The 17,165-nt window shown below is 28.6% G+C and carries 14 protein-coding genes and 1 pseudogene; 4 read left to right on the forward strand and 11 right to left on the reverse strand.

The window, feature by feature from the left end; all coding sequences use genetic code 11:
- Window positions 1-278 precede the first annotated feature (278 nt).
- The 3 genes from ACTG48_RS17255 to ACTG48_RS17265 are packed head-to-tail and all read right to left on the reverse strand — an operon-like array spanning window position 279 to window position 2,772.
- The gene (locus ACTG48_RS17255; protein ID WP_479917505.1) at window positions 279-770 is read right to left on the reverse strand and encodes a PTS sugar transporter subunit IIA; all 492 of its coding nucleotides are present in this window, start codon (window positions 768-770) and stop codon (window positions 279-281) included.
- Between the two features lie 25 nt (window positions 771-795).
- Complete coding sequence (locus ACTG48_RS17260; protein WP_479917506.1) at window positions 796-1,608, reverse strand: Cof-type HAD-IIB family hydrolase; 813 nt, start codon at window positions 1,606-1,608, stop codon at window positions 796-798.
- A gap of 12 nt (window positions 1,609-1,620) precedes the next feature.
- Complete coding sequence (locus tag ACTG48_RS17265) at window positions 1,621-2,772, reverse strand: iron-containing alcohol dehydrogenase (RefSeq protein ID WP_021386097.1); 1,152 nt, start codon at window positions 2,770-2,772, stop codon at window positions 1,621-1,623.
- A 305-nt stretch (window positions 2,773-3,077) separates the two neighbouring features.
- Between ACTG48_RS17265 and ACTG48_RS17270 the strand changes: the two genes are divergently transcribed.
- Both ACTG48_RS17270 and ACTG48_RS17275 read left to right on the forward strand, forming a co-directional pair.
- The gene (locus tag ACTG48_RS17270) at window positions 3,078-3,719 is read left to right on the forward strand and encodes a transaldolase family protein (RefSeq protein ID WP_021385967.1); all 642 of its coding nucleotides are present in this window, start codon (window positions 3,078-3,080) and stop codon (window positions 3,717-3,719) included.
- Window positions 3,720-3,744: 25 nt separating this feature from the next.
- Entirely contained in the window at window positions 3,745-5,289 is a 1,545-nt protein-coding gene (locus ACTG48_RS17275) for a BglG family transcription antiterminator (protein WP_479917507.1), read from the forward strand.
- A gap of 68 nt (window positions 5,290-5,357) precedes the next feature.
- Here ACTG48_RS17275 and ACTG48_RS17280 read toward each other — a convergent pair whose 3' ends face one another.
- Together ACTG48_RS17280 and ACTG48_RS17285 are read right to left on the reverse strand one after the other, a co-directional pair.
- Window positions 5,358-5,984 (reverse strand): YitT family protein, encoded by a 627-nt coding sequence (locus tag ACTG48_RS17280; protein ID WP_021386047.1) that lies wholly within the window; start codon window positions 5,982-5,984, stop codon window positions 5,358-5,360.
- 135 nt (window positions 5,985-6,119) lie between these two features.
- A complete protein-coding gene (locus ACTG48_RS17285; RefSeq protein ID WP_479917508.1) occupies window positions 6,120-6,836 on the reverse strand; it encodes a ribulose-phosphate 3-epimerase in 717 nt (238 codons plus the stop codon).
- A gap of 390 nt (window positions 6,837-7,226) precedes the next feature.
- Here ACTG48_RS17285 and ACTG48_RS17290 point away from each other — a divergent pair, with 390 nt between their 5' ends.
- The gene (locus ACTG48_RS17290; RefSeq protein ID WP_479917509.1) at window positions 7,227-8,444 is read left to right on the forward strand and encodes a 6-phosphofructokinase; all 1,218 of its coding nucleotides are present in this window, start codon (window positions 7,227-7,229) and stop codon (window positions 8,442-8,444) included.
- Window positions 8,445-8,642: 198 nt separating this feature from the next.
- Here the strand turns inward: ACTG48_RS17290 and ACTG48_RS17295 are convergent, their stop codons facing one another.
- The 3 genes and pseudogenes from ACTG48_RS17295 to ACTG48_RS17305 form a co-directional block, all read right to left on the reverse strand.
- Complete coding sequence (locus tag ACTG48_RS17295) at window positions 8,643-9,818, reverse strand: macrolide family glycosyltransferase (protein ID WP_479917510.1); 1,176 nt, start codon at window positions 9,816-9,818, stop codon at window positions 8,643-8,645.
- A gap of 33 nt (window positions 9,819-9,851) precedes the next feature.
- Complete coding sequence (locus tag ACTG48_RS17300) at window positions 9,852-10,067, reverse strand: AbrB/MazE/SpoVT family DNA-binding domain-containing protein (RefSeq protein ID WP_479918803.1); 216 nt, start codon at window positions 10,065-10,067, stop codon at window positions 9,852-9,854.
- Between the two features lie 27 nt (window positions 10,068-10,094).
- Window positions 10,095-10,286: pseudogene (locus tag ACTG48_RS17305) on the reverse strand (helix-turn-helix transcriptional regulator); the annotation flags it as partial.
- A 252-nt stretch (window positions 10,287-10,538) separates the two neighbouring features.
- Between ACTG48_RS17305 and ACTG48_RS17310 the strand changes: the two are divergent.
- Window positions 10,539-11,864 (forward strand): hypothetical protein, encoded by a 1,326-nt coding sequence (locus ACTG48_RS17310; protein ID WP_479917511.1) that lies wholly within the window; start codon window positions 10,539-10,541, stop codon window positions 11,862-11,864.
- A 205-nt stretch (window positions 11,865-12,069) separates the two neighbouring features.
- On the opposite strand, the gene ACTG48_RS17315 is transcribed toward ACTG48_RS17310, so the two are convergent.
- The 3 genes from ACTG48_RS17315 to ACTG48_RS17325 form a co-directional block, all read right to left on the reverse strand.
- On the reverse strand, window positions 12,070-13,449 hold the full coding sequence (locus ACTG48_RS17315) for a M20 family metallopeptidase (protein ID WP_479917512.1): 1,380 nt from the start codon (window positions 13,447-13,449) through the stop codon (window positions 12,070-12,072).
- Window positions 13,450-13,481: 32 nt separating this feature from the next.
- Window positions 13,482-14,690 carry a hypothetical protein gene (locus tag ACTG48_RS17320; RefSeq protein WP_021386030.1) on the reverse strand — a complete coding sequence of 403 codons (1,209 nt, stop codon included), beginning with the start codon at window positions 14,688-14,690 and terminating at the stop codon, window positions 13,482-13,484.
- A gap of 1,018 nt (window positions 14,691-15,708) precedes the next feature.
- A complete protein-coding gene (locus ACTG48_RS17325) occupies window positions 15,709-17,151 on the reverse strand; it encodes a glycoside hydrolase family 1 protein (RefSeq protein ID WP_479917513.1) in 1,443 nt (480 codons plus the stop codon).
- Window positions 17,152-17,165: the final 14 nt, after the last annotated feature.

Raw genomic sequence — 17,165 nt, forward strand, 5'->3', positions numbered from 1 at the left:
TCAATATTTCAAATACTTCTCTAAATTACCATAATGATACGGTAAATAATCAACAGATTGTGACAAAATCATAATCTACCATTTATTAACATTTTAATTAACTGTTATCTCTAAATTTAATGTAACTTACTTCTAATAAAATATCTCAAAAAAGAGAGTCTCTCAAAATGAACTTTTTAGTCCATGAGACATTCTTTGTTGTGTGAAATCAAATATATTTTCACCATTTCAACAATGAAAAAGAGGCTTATCTCTATTTTGAGATAGCCTCTTTATATCTATTCAATTTCCATTATCACACTATTGATATCTACATTTCTAGGTTCTAGCCTATACTTTATTATTCTCTTAACAGCATCCACATCATCCATTATTACTACAGGAGTTATTACGTGTAAATCATTTGATGTTATAATATCCAAATCTACTTCCATTATTAAATCTTTAGCTTTTACCTTATCTCCTGCCTTTACCTTAACATCAAATGGTTTTCCTTCTAGTGATACTGTCTCTAATCCTACATGTATTAACATGTTTGTTCCATCAGCACTCTTAATCATTACAGCATGCTTTGAATCAAATATGCTGACTATTTCACCATCAACAGGAGAATATAACTTCCCCTCGCTCGGTATTATAGCTACTCCATCTCCCATCATCTTTTGAGCAAAAGCTAAATCTGGGACATCTTCTAAATTAACTAAATTTCCCTTAAATGGACTATATATCTTCTCAGTCTTATTTTCTTTTTTCTTAAATATGTTAAACATAACACACTCTCCATACTATAAAATTTTATGCTAATACTTTTCTTAAAGCCTTTGCTACTCCATCATTTACATTTGTATCAGTTACAAAATCCGCCTTAGACTTTACTTCATCTATAGCATTTCCCATAGCAATACCAAGACCTGCAAATTCAATCATAGATATATCATTTTCATTATCACCTATACAAATAACTTCTTTGCTATCTATACCTAATATCTCACAAAACTTTTTAACTGCAATACCTTTTGAAGTACCTTTACTCATAACTTCAAAATTTATCTTTCCAGAACTTACTACTTCTAAATCTCCTTGTTTTTTAAGCTCACTCTTTGCTTTTTTTAGAGACTCTGAGTCTTCTGAAAATAGTATACACTTTAAAATCTCATCTTCAGCTCTTTCTAGTAAAATTTCACAGCTTGCATTTTCTATTATTTCAATTCTGTCTTCTTCTTTATTTTTACTGTTTACTAATCTGTATGGATGTTCTTCTCCTATTTCATTGTTAGCTATAATTCTTCTACATCCCTTAAAATGTCTATTTAAATTATATTTTTCACCTATTGTGTATATCTTTTCTAGTGCATCTTTACTTAAAGCTTTTTTATACTCATATCCTGGTAAATTAAAATATGTTCCATTAGTTGAAATAACATATATATCATCACCTAAAATGCTTGTAAAGTATTTCATAACATTATAAGGTCTTCCTGTAACTAATGCTACCTTAATTCCCTTTTCCATAGCTTCTTTTAATGCTTTAATATTTTCTTCTGATATTTCAAATCCTTTACCCATTAAAGTCCCGTCCATATCAGTGCAAATTAATTTATAGCTCATTTGTATCACATCCTAGTAAGATTTTTCTAATATTTCAACAAGGTCTTCTTTCTTTCCAAAAGGTAAAAATCCTAAAACTGGACAACTTATTATTTCTTCTAACTGCTCTCTTGTAACATTAAACTCAGACATTTTTGTCTTAAGACCTACATTCTTTAAAAAACTTTCTATTTCATTCTTTAAAGCTTTAGCTGCTTCATTATCTTCTACATTTTCTAATTCTTTGTTGAATATTCTAGCTACTTTAGCAAATTTAGCTATATTATTGTCACAGAACTTTTCTGTAAATGCTGGGAATACTATAGCTAAAGCTTCACCATGAGGAATATGTGTAACCCCTCCTATTATCTCACTTAGTGGATGTGGTGCTGCTGCTCCAGCATTTGCTAGTGAGCTTCCACCTAATGTATCTGCTACTGCTAGTTTTGTTCTATATTCTATATTGTTTTTTTCTTCCATTACCTTAGGTAGATAGTTAACAACTAATTCCATAGATTTTTCAGACATTATCTCTGTAAAATCATTAGCATTTGGGTTTATGTAACTTTCAAATGCATGAGTAAAGGCATCAAATGCTGTTGATGCAGTAATTCTCTCTGGTAAAGTCAGCATAAGTTCTGGGTCTACTATACATTCTCTTGAGAAACAATTTTGATGGAATATTGTATTTTTCTCGCTTCCTCTTGATATTACTGCTGCTTGTGTAACTTGGCTTCCTGTTCCAGAAGTAGTTGATACAGCTATTAATGGTAATTCTTTTTCACTTACTTTATCATATATTTTAAATGCATTTGTATATGTATTAAACATATAATCCCAATCTATTTTTTCTAGTCCAAAAGTTAAGGCTAATATTTTAGCAGTATCTATACTTGAACCTCCACCAACAGCTAAAACAACATCTACAGATTCTTTTTTAGCTAACTCAAAGCCTTCATTTATTAGCTCTACAGTTGGATTTGGCTGTACCTTATCAAAGTGTACAACTTCTATACCTTTTCCTGTTAAATCTAATCTAACTCTTTCATATAACTTGTCTAATGGCTCTACATTTGGAGTAGTAACTAACAAACATTTCTTTCCATATTTTCCTATTATTCTAGGTAACTCACTTAAAGTTCCTTGTCCAAAATTGATTCTTGATGGTTGATAAAAGTTAATCATATTTTTCCTCCCTTAAATTATTGCCTTCATATTCAAATTATACCTATCACAGGATTTTTAAGGCAATACTTTAACTGTTAACTCTTATTTACTAAAGCTTATGGCAATTAATAAACAATCAATGTTTTATTATTACCATATCATTATGTAAATTTTATTAAGTAGTCATGTGATAATTTTATAAACAATCTTATTGTATAATTAACTTAATATCTTATAAATAAAAATTATTGTATTCAGAGGACGTCTATAGCTAATAAAAGAGTACTTTTATTGTAATAAATAAATTAAAGGAGAATTAAATTATGAAATATTTAATAGATAGTGCAAATCTTGATGAAATTCAAAAGTGTTTAAGGTATGGATTTAAAGGAATAACAGCTAATCCATCTATGTATCTTAAAGAAAATGTAAACTTTTATGAATTCATTGAAGCATGTACTAATTTAAATCCAGAAATATTAACTGCTGAAGTTATAGGAAATGATTTATATGAATTACTTGAGTCTTGTGATAAGATATCAAATATAAACAAGAACACTATAATAAAAATAAATTTTTCTGAAGTTGGCTTAGAACTTATAAACATATTGAATGGTAAAGGTGTAAAAACTGCATGCACCTTAATTTTTAATACAAATCAAGCGTCATTAGCTATAAATGCAGGTGCTGATTACCTATTCCCTTTCATAGGTAGAAATGATGAAAATGGATATGATGGTATAAAAAACCTTACAGAAATATGTAACCTTATATCAATAAATGGATATAATACTAAAGTTGTTGCAGCTTCTATTAAAAATGTATTCCACTTAACTCAAGCATCTCTTTGTGGATGTGATTATGCAGCTGTAACATATGATTTATTTAAAAAAGCTTCTTTTAACCAGCTTACAGTAGATGGTACCAATACTTTTGAAAAAGATTGGTCCCAAGTTAATAAATAGCAATTAAGATTTAGGAGGGTTTGCATTGAACAAAAGATTATTAGATATTGCAGAATTATTGCTAAATAGTTCAGACTATATTACTGTAAATACTATTGCTGAAGAATTAAATGTTAGTAATAAAACTATTCGTAATGACCTTGTTATTTTAGATGAATGGCTTTTAGAGTTTGACTTATCCTTAGATAAAAAGACGGGTTCAGGAGTTATTATTCTAGGTAATGAAGATATAAAACTTAAAGTTATTAGAGATATCAACGATAAATCAAATTGTATATATGCGTACTCTCCTGAAGATAGAAAAAGATATATTTTGAGTAAATTGTTTATTAAAAATTCTAAGTTTAGGATTCGTGATATTTGCAATGAACTACATGTTAGTAGAGCCACTGTGCATAAGGACTTGGTAGTTATTCAAAAGTTTTTGCAAAACTTTAAAGTAGTACTAGTTAGAAAAACCAATAATGGTGTATATCTAGAAGGTAAAGAAAAAGATATTAGAAAGGCAATTTTTGAACTTGCTACTTCTAATAAAAGTTATACTGAACTTAAAGAAATATTATTCTCGATATCTGATAAAGATAAGGATACTCCTTCAACAAAAATATTTAAGGAGTTATTCAATTATGATTTCGAGAAATTATCTCAAATTACTCTACATACTTTACAAGTAGAAAAAAGTAATCTCAGTGATGAGTATTATATAAATTTCTTAATACATATAGCTATATGTATTAAAAGAATTTCTATTAACAGATATATTAACTTATCTGAAAGTTTTTTTAAAGAATTATTAGAACATGAGTGCTTTGGAAAATCAAAAACCTTATGCTCTAATCTAAGTGAAGCTTTTGATGTAGAATTTATTGATGAAGAGGTTTGTTATATTCTTCTTCATATAGAGGGATTACTCAAATCAATAAAGAAAATAACTACTCTTGAACCCCTTAGAAGTGAAGAAATTACAGAGTATAATCTATCTGAAGCAATAGCTACTTATTGGGGTGATATACTAAATCTAAATTTAAAAGAAGATTTAGTATTAATAAAATCTCTTGCTAATCACCTTAAGTCAGTTTTACACCGAATAAATTATGGATTTACTATTACAAATCCCATATTAAATGATATAAAGAGAACATTTCCATACACATATAAGGCTGCCAAAGAGTCTAATACTGTTATTAAACGTTTGATGAATTACGAGGTCAATGAAGATGAAATAGGATATCTTACTTTATATTTAATATCAGCAATAGATAGAAACAAAGCTCCCTTAAATACTGTTTTAATATGTCATTGTAGTGCTGGTGTATCCAACTTATTAGTTCAAAAATTAAGCTTTGAGTTTAACCAGATTAATATAGTTGAATCTATCCCCATCTCTTCTATTTCATTTACAAATTTTGAAGATGTAGACTTAATACTAACTACTGCTCCTGTAGACTTTGAACATCATGCTGAGTTGATAAATATAAATGCCCTTTTAAGCAAGCATGATATCTCTAGACTTAGTACAATTATTAAAAAGCTATATTCTGAAAAAAATAAAATACTATCATTTAAATAAACATAAAAAATATCAAGATGACTTAAGTTATCTTGATATTTTTTATATTTAAAGTAAATTTTACTATTTTATTGAGTACAAGCACTATTCATATTGTTAGTTTCTTCAGTATTTTTTGCAAATTTTGTAGTTACAAACCCTATTGTTTTTATTATTAATAGCAAAGATATTAATGAATATATAGATATCATAAAGTTCTTACTTATGATTCCAGATGCAACTATTATAAATCCATCTAAAATAAATAGTATAACTGGTAACTTCAAGAACTTAATTATCCTATTAATAAGCATGGCCACTAAATCAGTTCCACCAGTACTACATCCCCTTATTATCGCTATACCTATAGCAGTTCCCACTAATAATCCACCTATTATCCCTGCCACTAATAAGTTGTCAGTTATATGAGTTTGTGGTATTACTTTTAAGAATAATGGACCCATAAGAGTTATATATAATGTTTTTATTCCAAAGCCTTTACCCAAAAATAATACTCCCATTACTAGAAGTGGCATAGATATTCCTAAAGAGATATTCTCAACAGGCATTGATAAAAATGTACTAAGTACAACAGATAATCCTGTTATACCTCCTGGAGCTAGTGTATGCTCTGCAAAGAAAAAATTAACTGCTAATGCCATTAAAAATGCTGATATTGTTATTAATAAATAGTCTTTTACCATTTCTTTTTTCATTTAATAACCTCCAATAATTACATTATTTCAGTATAAAAAATCAATTAGATTATTCTGATTTCTCATAGTTTTTCATAAAAGTAATGCTTCCTTAAAACATTAAGAAAGCATCTCTTTTATCATAGTTTATTTACCTTATTCTAAACCAAATTTTGCAGTTGCTTCATCTATAGCTTTTCTACAATTCTTAACACCTGCTGTTATACCATCTTTATCTTTGAATATTGCTGAAGATAATATTACAATATCTGGATTACACTCTATTAATGGTTCCATATTATCTGCTCTTAATCCACCATCTATTGCCAACTCACATTTAGGATTCTTTTCGTCTATCATTTTTCTAGCTCTCTTAACTAAATCAACAGAACTCTTTCTCCATCCCCAGTTATCTTTTCCATCTGTTTCATCAACACCATGAACAACTATTTGTAATCTATCTATATCATATATAGCTTCATCAACAAAACATAATGGTGTGTAACATCCAACTGTTAATCCTACTTTCATACCAAATTCTCTACAGTAATTTATTATGTATGCAAGAGGAGCTCCTAAGAATTGCTCAGCTGGTATTATTAACATATTGCACCCTGCCGCCGCTATTTTTTCTATAAATAATCTATCACAATCTCTTGTGTATATATGACATTCTATTGGCTTATCTGTTACTGGTCTTATTGCTTCTATTATTTGATGCCCACCCATAAGTTGCATATTTTTTAAGTCATGCATATCTGCTGCATCTGAATGTACGTAGTCTACGCCAGCATCCATTGCTTCCTTAACTACTGCTGATATGTGCCCATAATTTACATGTGCTAATCCTGCTGCTATTTTTATGTGTTTCATATTTATGTACCTCCATATTTTACTTTAATTAGTATTAGATATTAGTTTTTGATACTTTTTAACGTATTATTACTTTTATTGATGTCTGTATTTCTTGTATGAACTTATTCTGCTTTTGTGAACTTATTTTGCTTTGTAAATTAATATTACACTGATATAATTCTTTTCACAACAGTTTTACTACTCCTTAAAATTACCTTTATATTGTGGTAAATTATAGACATTAATTATGTATAAAAGTTAGTTTTTTACCACATTCTTATGGCATTTATTGTCTATACTAGGTCAATTGATATCACTAGTTCACTTAATATATAATCAGACTATAAATACAAATTTGCTTAATAAAAAGCATCATTCATAATAATATTAATAAAGGGGAGATGTAAAATGAGAAACTGTATTATTGCTCAATCTGGAGGCCCTACAGCTGTTATCAATGCTTCTGCCATTGGTATTTATGAAAAGAACTTAGAAACTAAATACTTTTATAAAGTGTATTTTGGTATCAATGGAATCGAAGGTATATTAAATAAGAATATAGTAGATTCAGAATGTTTAAATAAGGAAGACGTACTAAATTTAAAACAAACCCCCTCTTCTGGTCTTGGTTCATGTAGGTATAAGCTAGCTGATTATAAAATAAATTCTTATGATTATGACAGAGTTATAAATATACTAGATGAGTATGAAATAGATACATTATTTTACATAGGTGGAAACGACTCTATGGACACAGTCATGAAATTTTCTCAATACTGTAAAAACACTACTTGTAAAATAAAGTTTATAGGAATTCCCAAAACAATAGATAATGATTTATTGGGAACTGATAACTGTCCTGGATTTGGTTCCGCTGCAAAGCTTATTTCTACACTAATAATGGAAACTTACTTAGATTTTTCTATATATAAAAATAATGGAATATTCATACTTGAAACTATGGGTAGAGATACTGGCTGGTTAGCCGCTTCTTCTGCACTGGCTAGACTCAATGACGACAATCCACTAGTTGATTTAATATACCTTCCAGAAATTGAATTCTATGAAGATAAGTTTGTAGAAGATGTTAGAAGAGTATTTAAAGAAAAAAATAAGGTTTATATAGTTGCATCAGAAGGTATAAGAGATAAATATGGAAACTTTATATGTGAGCAAAAAACTTCTACTCATGATAAATTTGGTCATTCTCAATTAGGTGGAGTAAGTAACTATCTAAAGGACCTTATAGTATCATCATCAATTACAACAAGAGTAAAAACTTTAGAACTTGGCGTAATACAAAGATGTGCTATACATTTAGCTGCAGATACTGACTTAAGACAAGCTGCTGAAGTTGGTGCACATGGATTAGAACTTTCTCAAAAAGGATATACAGGTGTTATGGCTACTATTAATAGAATAAGTAATACTCCTTATAAGTATGAAGTTAATCATACTGATATTTCTAAAATAGCTAATAAGACAAAGTATTTCCCTATAGAGTGGATAAATAAAGAATGTAATCATGTGACTGATGATGCTTTAGATTACCTATCTCCACTTATTCAAGGTAACCCAGATATCAAATATAAAAATGGACTACCTTCTTTCTCAGTACTTTACTAAACAATCGTCAAGATGTGGAATATATTCAATAGACTCACATTTGAATACACAAGGGACTGTCACGCTAACAATTATAAATCGTTATTTGACAGCCCCTCCATGGATTTCAATGGTAGATACAATTCCAAGGAATAGTATCCTCAATTAAATTTCGACAAAATTTTTCTAACATTCTTAATCAACTCACTATACTTTAATTTATCTACTATCATGTATAACCTGTAATATTATATCAGCTGCTTTTTTTGAACCTCCTGCATCATAAAAGCTTTTTGAGAGTCTATTTGCATTTTGTTTGTATTCACTGTCATTCATAACTTGAAATACTGCATCCTTAATATATTCTGTATTATTTTCTTTTAACATAAGTCCTGCCCCCAAATCAGCAACTCTATTAGCTACCATTCTCTGCTCTGAATGTTGTGGAAATAATACCATGGGTACTCCATAATATAAACTTTCATTAACACTATTCATTCCACAATGAGTAATAAACACATCAGCTTCTTGGAGTATGATAATCTGTTCAACACTATTTTCAACCTTAAAATTATTTGGTATATGTCCTAAATTTTTAATATCAGTATTTCGACCCACAGACATAATTACATCAACATCATAATCTTTAAATGCACTTATACAGTTTTCATAGAATTCAATATTTTTATTATTAATTGTACCAAGTGAAATATATATTAGTTTTTTCTTTCTCTCTTTAGATTCGACAATCACCTTTGATATTGATGGTCCTACAAAAGAATACTTACTAGAAAAAGTTTCTACCCTCGGTTGAAATTCTTTTGATGTATATACAATAGTATTCACATCGTTATCATTAGAAACTATAGAAATAAAATTTTTTACCTTATATCCTTTTTTTCGTAAGAGCTTTACTTTTTTATTAATGCGTCGCATACCAAAAATCATACGAATAATTTCACTAAAACTTTGCTTCATCATTTTTGCTGTATATTTATTAATTGCAAAAGTTGTTGTAGAGCATATATATGGAATATTAAGTTTTTGTGCAAATAACTTTCCCCAAAAACTTAATGAATCTGATACAATACAATCTGGATTAAAATCTTTAAGTTCTGTACAAACTTTTACATCAAAAGATATCGTAGTATCTACAATCATCTCAATTAATCCAGCAAAATCCTTGCCTATTTTGCTCTCATCTCCAGGGTGTAATTCTGGAAGATACTTATCACAGCAAATAAATTTTGCTCCCGCACCCTCAATTTTATCTTTGAATTCTTTAAAAGAATAATACCATACTTCATTACCTCTACTTACCAATTCACGAACTACTTCAATCGTAGGATTAGTATGACCATATGCTGGAATACTGAAAAAGACTACTTTACTCATATTTTAATCCTCCTTTTACAATCTCTCTAGAACTCACTCTTCTTTACTTACCACTCCTATACTACCTACAAAATTTATCAAATCACGTTGATGAACAATTCCTAATCCTCTATCTTCATCTCCAAGTATCAATAATTTATCTCCTGCATTTATATTAAATATATCTCTGGCTTCTTTTGGAATAACAATCTGACCACGTTCACCAACTATGACAGTTCCAAAGAAAAATTTTCCTTTAGGTGGTACTATAATACCTGTTTTTTCTTCCGAATGATTAACTAAGTCATCTAGTTTGACATTGTACAATTTTGTAAGTTTAATGCAACTATCTATATCTGGAGTAGATTCTCCACTTTCCCATTTTGCTACTGATTGCCTAGAGACATCAAGCTTTTCAGCTATCTCTTCTTGTGTGTACTGGTGTATTTTTCTTAGTCTTTTCAAATTCGTATTAATCATATTTTTCATACCTCCTATATTTATAGTATTGGATTTATCACCTAAATTCTATCACCTAATCTTAACATTAATGTGTATACTTATATACATTTAGCTAACATATCTTCTTAAATTATAATTAGTTAGACAATAAATATTTAGTCATGCTATTATTATGTATAATAGTAAAGAGAGAAATAGTTTTATCATGACTAGAAAAAGTAAAAATTATATAGAAGATTTAATATGAAATAATTATACTAATTGAAAAGGAAGTAATATATGAAAATAGCAATCATAACAACAGAATTTTTAAAAGATTTTGTAGAGAATTCTATAAAAAAGTTAAATATTAATGCAGAAATTGAAATATATATTTATAAAGATTTTTCTCATGTTGGAGATTTGTATCTAGAAATCGAAGATAAATTTGATGGATTTGCAGTTAGTGGTCCTATTCCTAAGGAAGCTATTACAAAAAAGGCTGGGACTATAAAAAAACCTTTAGTTGATTTTGGTACTGATTTACAAAGTTACTATGATATGTTTCTAAAGCTTATTTTCAAATATAATACATTAGATTTTTCTAGAGCATACTTTGACCTAATGGATTGGGCAGATAATCCAAAAGACATCTCATATTATTTATCAAATGGTACATTTGGAGACTTAATGAATAGTATTAATAGAAATGCGTCTAAAATGAGTTTATCTGATATAGCAAAACTCGAAAAAAATATTGCAAAAAAACATATTAATTTATGGAATGAAGGTAAAATTGATTTTTCTACTACTCGTTTCAGTAGTATTGTTCCTATGTTACAAGATGCAGGAGTAAATTTTCATTTCATATACCCTGATATAGGTTTATTAAAAAGTACTTTTAACAACTTAATAAAAGATATTCATTTACATAGAATGAAGGGAAATCAACCAAGTGTAATATATATAACAGTTAAAGATATAAATTATGATGATTATACTTTAGACCAAGTTTATAAAATATTAAATAGTATAAAAAAAGATAAATTAACCGATTTTATAATTGAAAAAAATAGTAATTCTTTTAAAATCTTCACTAAATGTGAAACTATTAAATCATTAACTAAAAATTTTACTACATGTTATATAAAAGAATCTATTGAAAATAGTATTGATATTAAGGTATGTGTTGGATATGGAATTGGTAATGATATAAAACAAGCTATGTCTAGTGCCATAAGTGCTAATAAGGAGTCTAAAATAAACCCTTTAAATTACAGTTTCTTAGTTAATGAAAATTATGAGACAGTAGGGCCTTTATTATCTGATAAGCTACTTACTGTTTCAAATAAAGTGACTCCACACATAAATACAATTGCTAAAAATTCTAAACTTTCTACTCTTACTATTCAAAAGATTATATCCGTTACTGAAATCCTACAAAGAGATGAAGTTACTCCTAAGGAATTATCTTCTTGTTTAAATGTAACAGTAAGAACTGCCAATAGATTTCTAAGTAGTCTATTAAAGTCTGGAAATGCTACTATATTATATGAAAAACAAAACTCAACAAAAGGTAGACCTGAAAGGGTATACAAATTATTTATATCAGAAAATGAGTATTAAAATATAGAATGCATAAAAATATTTTATCTTTGAATGATAAATAAAATTATATAATTTTTTAAAAGGTATATCTTAAAAACACAAATATAAGATATACCTTTTGTAGTATTTATAATCAAACAACCAACAAAATTTCACGTTCTTTTGATAAGGAAATAAACTAGTATAAAAATTATAATTCTATATTTTGAACTTTACATCTCTTTTAAGGAGTCGGAATACCCTCTGGAATAGGGCATTTGTATGTTCTTCCATTCATAGATTTATCAAATTCTTCTTTTGCTTTTTTAGCTATTTCTGGATTATTTAATATTTTAGCTCCAAACATAGCCATAATTTTCGCTGCATATATCATACCTTTTTCTCCTATAGAACTTCCTGCACAGGATGTAAACTGCCAACTATGACCTGGTGCACCTAGATTTGTACATCCTGTAAAAAAGTATGCTGTCGGAACTATATGCATTACATCTCCAATATCAGTAGAGCCATAACTATTAAAGTTTGTAACATTTCCTCCACCATAATATAGATGAGTTCCTTCTGGTAAATTATATTTACTTATCATAGCCTTATATTGTTGTGGGCTTTGTCTATCTAACTCAGCTGCAAAATCCAATTCCTCTTGAGTCCAAGGCTCTTGTTTAATGTCATTCATACATTCTGATACAAGATTTGCTAAAACATGATTGTTTAAAGTATTATAGCATCCTCCTAAAAACTCTACTTCAACCTCAGTTTCAGTCATCATTGCAGCTCCTTTTGCTACTTTTATAAGTCTTTCATATGTACTTTCTACAGCTTCTCTACTTAAGGCTCTTGTATAATACCATACTGATGCTTTATCAGGAACTATGTTAGGTGCTACTCCTCCATCTGTAATAGTGTAGTGAATTCTTACATCAGAAGTAACATGCTCTCTCAAATAATTAGCTCCTACATTAGTAAGTTCTACAGCATCTAAAGCACTTCTTCCATTTTGAGGGTCTGACCCTGCATGTGCAGTTTTTCCCTTAAAATGAAATTTTACAGAGTTAACAGCTGTTGATATACCAACTGTAGCTTCACTAATTTTATTTGGATGGAAATTTATAGCTAAGTCTAGACCTTCAAATGCACCTCCTCTAGCCATAAATCCTTTTCCTGTTAATTGTTCTTCTCCTGGACATGCATAAAATACTATAGTTCCACTTAAATTCTTTTCTATCATTTCTCTTTTAAGTCCTACTACTGCTCCTACATGTGCAGTACATAATAAATTATGCCCACATCCATGACCATAAGCTCCCAGTTCAAATGCTTCTTGCTTTGTTGAAACTTTTTGATTTAAACCAGGTAATGCATCAAACTCTCCCATAAAACCTATAACTGGTTTGCCTGAACCAAAACTAGCTTTAATAGCTGTAGCTAAGCCTCCCACCCCTACTTCCACATCAAACCCTTCACTTTTTAGAAAATTTGCTGTATTTTCACATGCTTTGAACTCTTTAAATGCCTTTTCTGGATTTTTCCATATCTTCTTACTCAAATCATCAAGTTTAAATCTTTTTTCCTCTATCTCACTTATAGATATACTTCCTATCATTATTTCATACCCCCTATAAATCTATTTTAATATTAACCAAATATAAGTGGACCTATTATACTAGCAAATGCCACTGAGGCAATAGTAACTGTAACAAATCCCCCTATAATCATCTTTGGCAATAAATAATCTGTTGCCCTTTGTTTTTCTTCTAAAGTGCCTTCCATAGCATCAATACCTTCATTAGAAATTATCTGTGTTGCTGGATAAGCAAGCATACAAGTTACACCAATTGCAGCTGACATTCTTGGAGAATATCCTAATAATTTTCCTACGATTGCAGTAAAGAGTATGATAAATACAGCTCCTACAACAAGTATTCCTACAGTTGGAACAATCATTGAAAACAATGCAGTTGGAGTTACCTTAGCAAGTCCTCCAGGTAACATTAACATACAACCAAACATTATAATCCCATTAGATTGAGATTTATCTAAAATTCCTTTTTCTAAAAATCCTATTCTTGTAAAAATTAATCCCACTAACAAACATGCTATATTGGGATTTAAATAATAATTTGCAGGAGTAAAACCTGGTATTATAGTAGCCAATCCTACAAAGTTACCAATCATAGCAACAAATGAAAGTTTTGCAAGATATACTAAAGTAGACGATTTTTTACCTGATTCTTCTTTAAAAATCCTCATACTTGGAAGCTTAAAATCACTTTTTGATTCATCTTTTAAGAAATCTCCTTTATCTCTTTTAAATTTTAGTTCTTTATTTATACAATATGTAGTTATTGGAATACCAAAGAATTTTTGAAATGATAATACTAGAATTACAAATGCTGCAAGTTCAGGTCTATTTGCTGCTTCTGCAACAGTTGTTACAATAATACCAGCAACAGTAGAACCTGCTATTGGAGGTGCTGCTATTAAAGCATACTCTCTACCAAATAACATACTACCCACTGTTAAACAGCCAACCCCTATTCCTACAATACCTACTAATGCAATTACAACCGTTTTCCATTCATGACATAAGTCTTCAAGATTTATAAGTGTCCCTAGGTTAGTTATTAATAAAGCTATACCAAAGTTACTCATTGCAGCTAATATGCCTGATGCTCCTGTAATGTCTTTTGGTAGAATATTTGTCCAAAATCCTATTAAAAATATAATACATACAAATAGCAATGTTGAAATTGCACCTTTTGTTTTCTTAGATAAAAACTCACTAAAAGCATAAATCATTACACATACAGTAAAGCAAGTAAGTGGATTCCAAAAATTTTCCATTGTTGTTTCCTCCTGAATATAATAATTTTTTATCAATAAAACAATAATTATAAAATGTATATACTGTAGTTATTTTAACTACAAATAGTACAGCTTGATATTTCTTGTTTTTTATACGTCTCAAATTATTCTTAAAATACTTAAATAAAGACAACTAGAGTTAACTTTTAAATATTAACCATATTTATTAATTTGCTAGATTTCTTTTAAGTGTTTCGCTTTCTTCATCACTATTTATTAATTTACTAGACTTCTTTTAAGTATTTAACTTTCTGCATCATTGTATAAATACAGAATTATACTACAATCAGCTTCAATTTTAATATACATGTTAGAATACTTATATTAATTTAAATATTGAATATGTAATTTACGTTGTATATACGTCTCAAATTATTCCTAAAATATCTAATATAAATTAATAACATGTACATCATCACAGTTAAAACATATATTATTTCAATTCTTAAATTTAAGCCTTCCTTTTGGTACAAATTCTATCTGCTAGTACATCCCCCCTCATTTATAAATTAGACTATCTCTAGAGACTTTAGAAATCATATGTCCAAAAACAAAAATTATTTATCATATTAAATCAATAATGAACTATATATACACAGTAGTCCTAAATTATTCTTAAAATAAAAATAAAAAAATTTATTAAGCTCTAAAGTCACTAGTTTTTATTTTGTCAAACTATTCTTGATATAAATTATAATTTCAAACGTTATATTTGTCAATATATTCTGACAATAAATCATAAATTTATAGTTTTATATAGTAAATAAATCATATTATGAACGTGTACATCTCTTTACTTAAACAAAACCATAAAAGTGCCCATCCCTTTCATTGTCATAATGTTTAATACTTTAATTATCACAATTCATTATATTTTAAACGAATATTAAGCCTATAAGACCGAATACTTTTACTATACATAAAAATGTGTACCTCCAGTTATAGTAGATTTAATTTCTTTAATTACCACCATATTTAGGAGAGTACACATTTTATTTTACATATCTAATGAATTTAAATTATCTCCATTAGATTTTATTACTTCTTTATAGCAATCAAATGATTTTTTCTTATATCTCTTAAAACTACCTTTACCTTCATCATCTAAGTCAACATAGATAAATCCATATCTTTTACTCATCTGTCCTGTAGTTGCACTAACTAGGTCAATTGGTCCCCACATTAAATATCCAAAACATTCAACATTATCCTCTTCAATTGCAGACTTCATTTGAGATAGATGCTTACTTAAATACTCAATTCTATAATCATCATTTATAGACCCATCGTCTTCAACTTTATCGTACGCCCCTAACCCATTTTCTGTAATTAAGATAGGTAATTGATACTTTCTGTAAATATAGTTTAAAGTAAATCTTAAACCTATAGGGTCTATTGCCCATCCCCACTTACTTTGTTCCAAATATGGATTTTGAATTCCCCCAAATAAAGATTTATCACTTGATAAATTTTCTTTTGGAGTAGACACACTTGAAAAATAATAATTAAGCCCTATAAAATCTAACCTACCTTCTTCAAATGCTTTTTTATCTTCATCAGTCACTTCAATATTTATATTATTTTTTTCATATTCTCTTAATTTATATTGAGGAAACTTTCCATTACACATTGCATCAATTTGATAATAGTCACGGTCATTATCTAAAAATGCATTTAATACATTACTAGGATTGCAATTATATGGATAAATTGGATTTAATCCAAACACACATCCAACTTTATTATTTGGATTGATTTTTCTAGCCAACTTTGTAACCTTTACGCCTGCTAAAGTCATATTATACCCTACCCTTGCTAGTGTTTGAACCTTGTCTTCCATTTCACTATACTTAATTCCTGCTATCATATAAGTAAAAATGTCAGAGTGTTCTGTTTGAGGGTCAATATGATTCATCTCATTAAATGTAACCCAGTACTTTACCTTACCATCAAACCTTCTTATTACAGTCTCACTATACTTTAAATACAAATCTATAAGCTTTCTGTTATTCCATGAACCATATTTATGTACTAAGTTCATAGGTAATTCAAAATGATATAATGTTACAATAGGTTCTATATTACTTTCTATCAATGTATCTATCAAATCTTCATAATATTTAATCCCTAACTCATTAGGATTCTCATCATCCCCATTTGGAAAAATTCGTGACCAGTCTATAGATACTCTTAATGCGTTAAAACCCATTTCCTTAAATAAAGCTATATCTTCTTTATATCTATTGTAAAAATCAATTCCATTATGAGATGGATAATCTAATTTTTCTTCTATTTTATCAGTAATTACTCTTGGTGTTTCATAAGAGCCTTTAGTTACAAAATCCATAATTGCAGGCCCTTTGTTATCAACATCCCATGAACCTTCACATTGATGAGCTGCAATACTTCCTCCCCAAAAAAATGTATCTTTAAAATTCATGAATTTCTCCTCCT

Source organism: Clostridioides sp. LIBA-6822, from assembly GCF_056688955.1.

Bases quoted from the DNA above. Each gene is read 5' to 3' on its own strand.
- ACTG48_RS17255 (WP_479917505.1), bottom strand. From the start codon at position 770: ATGTTTAACATATTTAAGAAAAAAGAAAATAAGACTGAGAAGATATAT.
- ACTG48_RS17260 (WP_479917506.1), bottom strand. From the start codon at position 1,608: ATGAGCTATAAATTAATTTGCACTGATATGGACGGGACTTTAATGGGT.
- ACTG48_RS17265 (WP_021386097.1), bottom strand. From the start codon at position 2,772: ATGATTAACTTTTATCAACCATCAAGAATCAATTTTGGACAAGGAACT.
- ACTG48_RS17270 (WP_021385967.1), top strand. From the start codon at position 3,078: ATGAAATATTTAATAGATAGTGCAAATCTTGATGAAATTCAAAAGTGT.
- ACTG48_RS17280 (WP_021386047.1), bottom strand. From the start codon at position 5,984: ATGAAAAAAGAAATGGTAAAAGACTATTTATTAATAACAATATCAGCA.
- ACTG48_RS17285 (WP_479917508.1), bottom strand. From the start codon at position 6,836: ATGAAACACATAAAAATAGCAGCAGGATTAGCACATGTAAATTATGGG.
- ACTG48_RS17290 (WP_479917509.1), top strand. From the start codon at position 7,227: ATGAGAAACTGTATTATTGCTCAATCTGGAGGCCCTACAGCTGTTATC.
- ACTG48_RS17295 (WP_479917510.1), bottom strand. From the start codon at position 9,818: ATGAGTAAAGTAGTCTTTTTCAGTATTCCAGCATATGGTCATACTAAT.
- ACTG48_RS17310 (WP_479917511.1), top strand. From the start codon at position 10,539: ATGAAAATAGCAATCATAACAACAGAATTTTTAAAAGATTTTGTAGAG.
- ACTG48_RS17315 (WP_479917512.1), bottom strand. From the start codon at position 13,449: ATGATAGGAAGTATATCTATAAGTGAGATAGAGGAAAAAAGATTTAAA.
- ACTG48_RS17320 (WP_021386030.1), bottom strand. From the start codon at position 14,690: ATGGAAAATTTTTGGAATCCACTTACTTGCTTTACTGTATGTGTAATG.
- ACTG48_RS17325 (WP_479917513.1), bottom strand. From the start codon at position 17,151: ATGAATTTTAAAGATACATTTTTTTGGGGAGGAAGTATTGCAGCTCAT.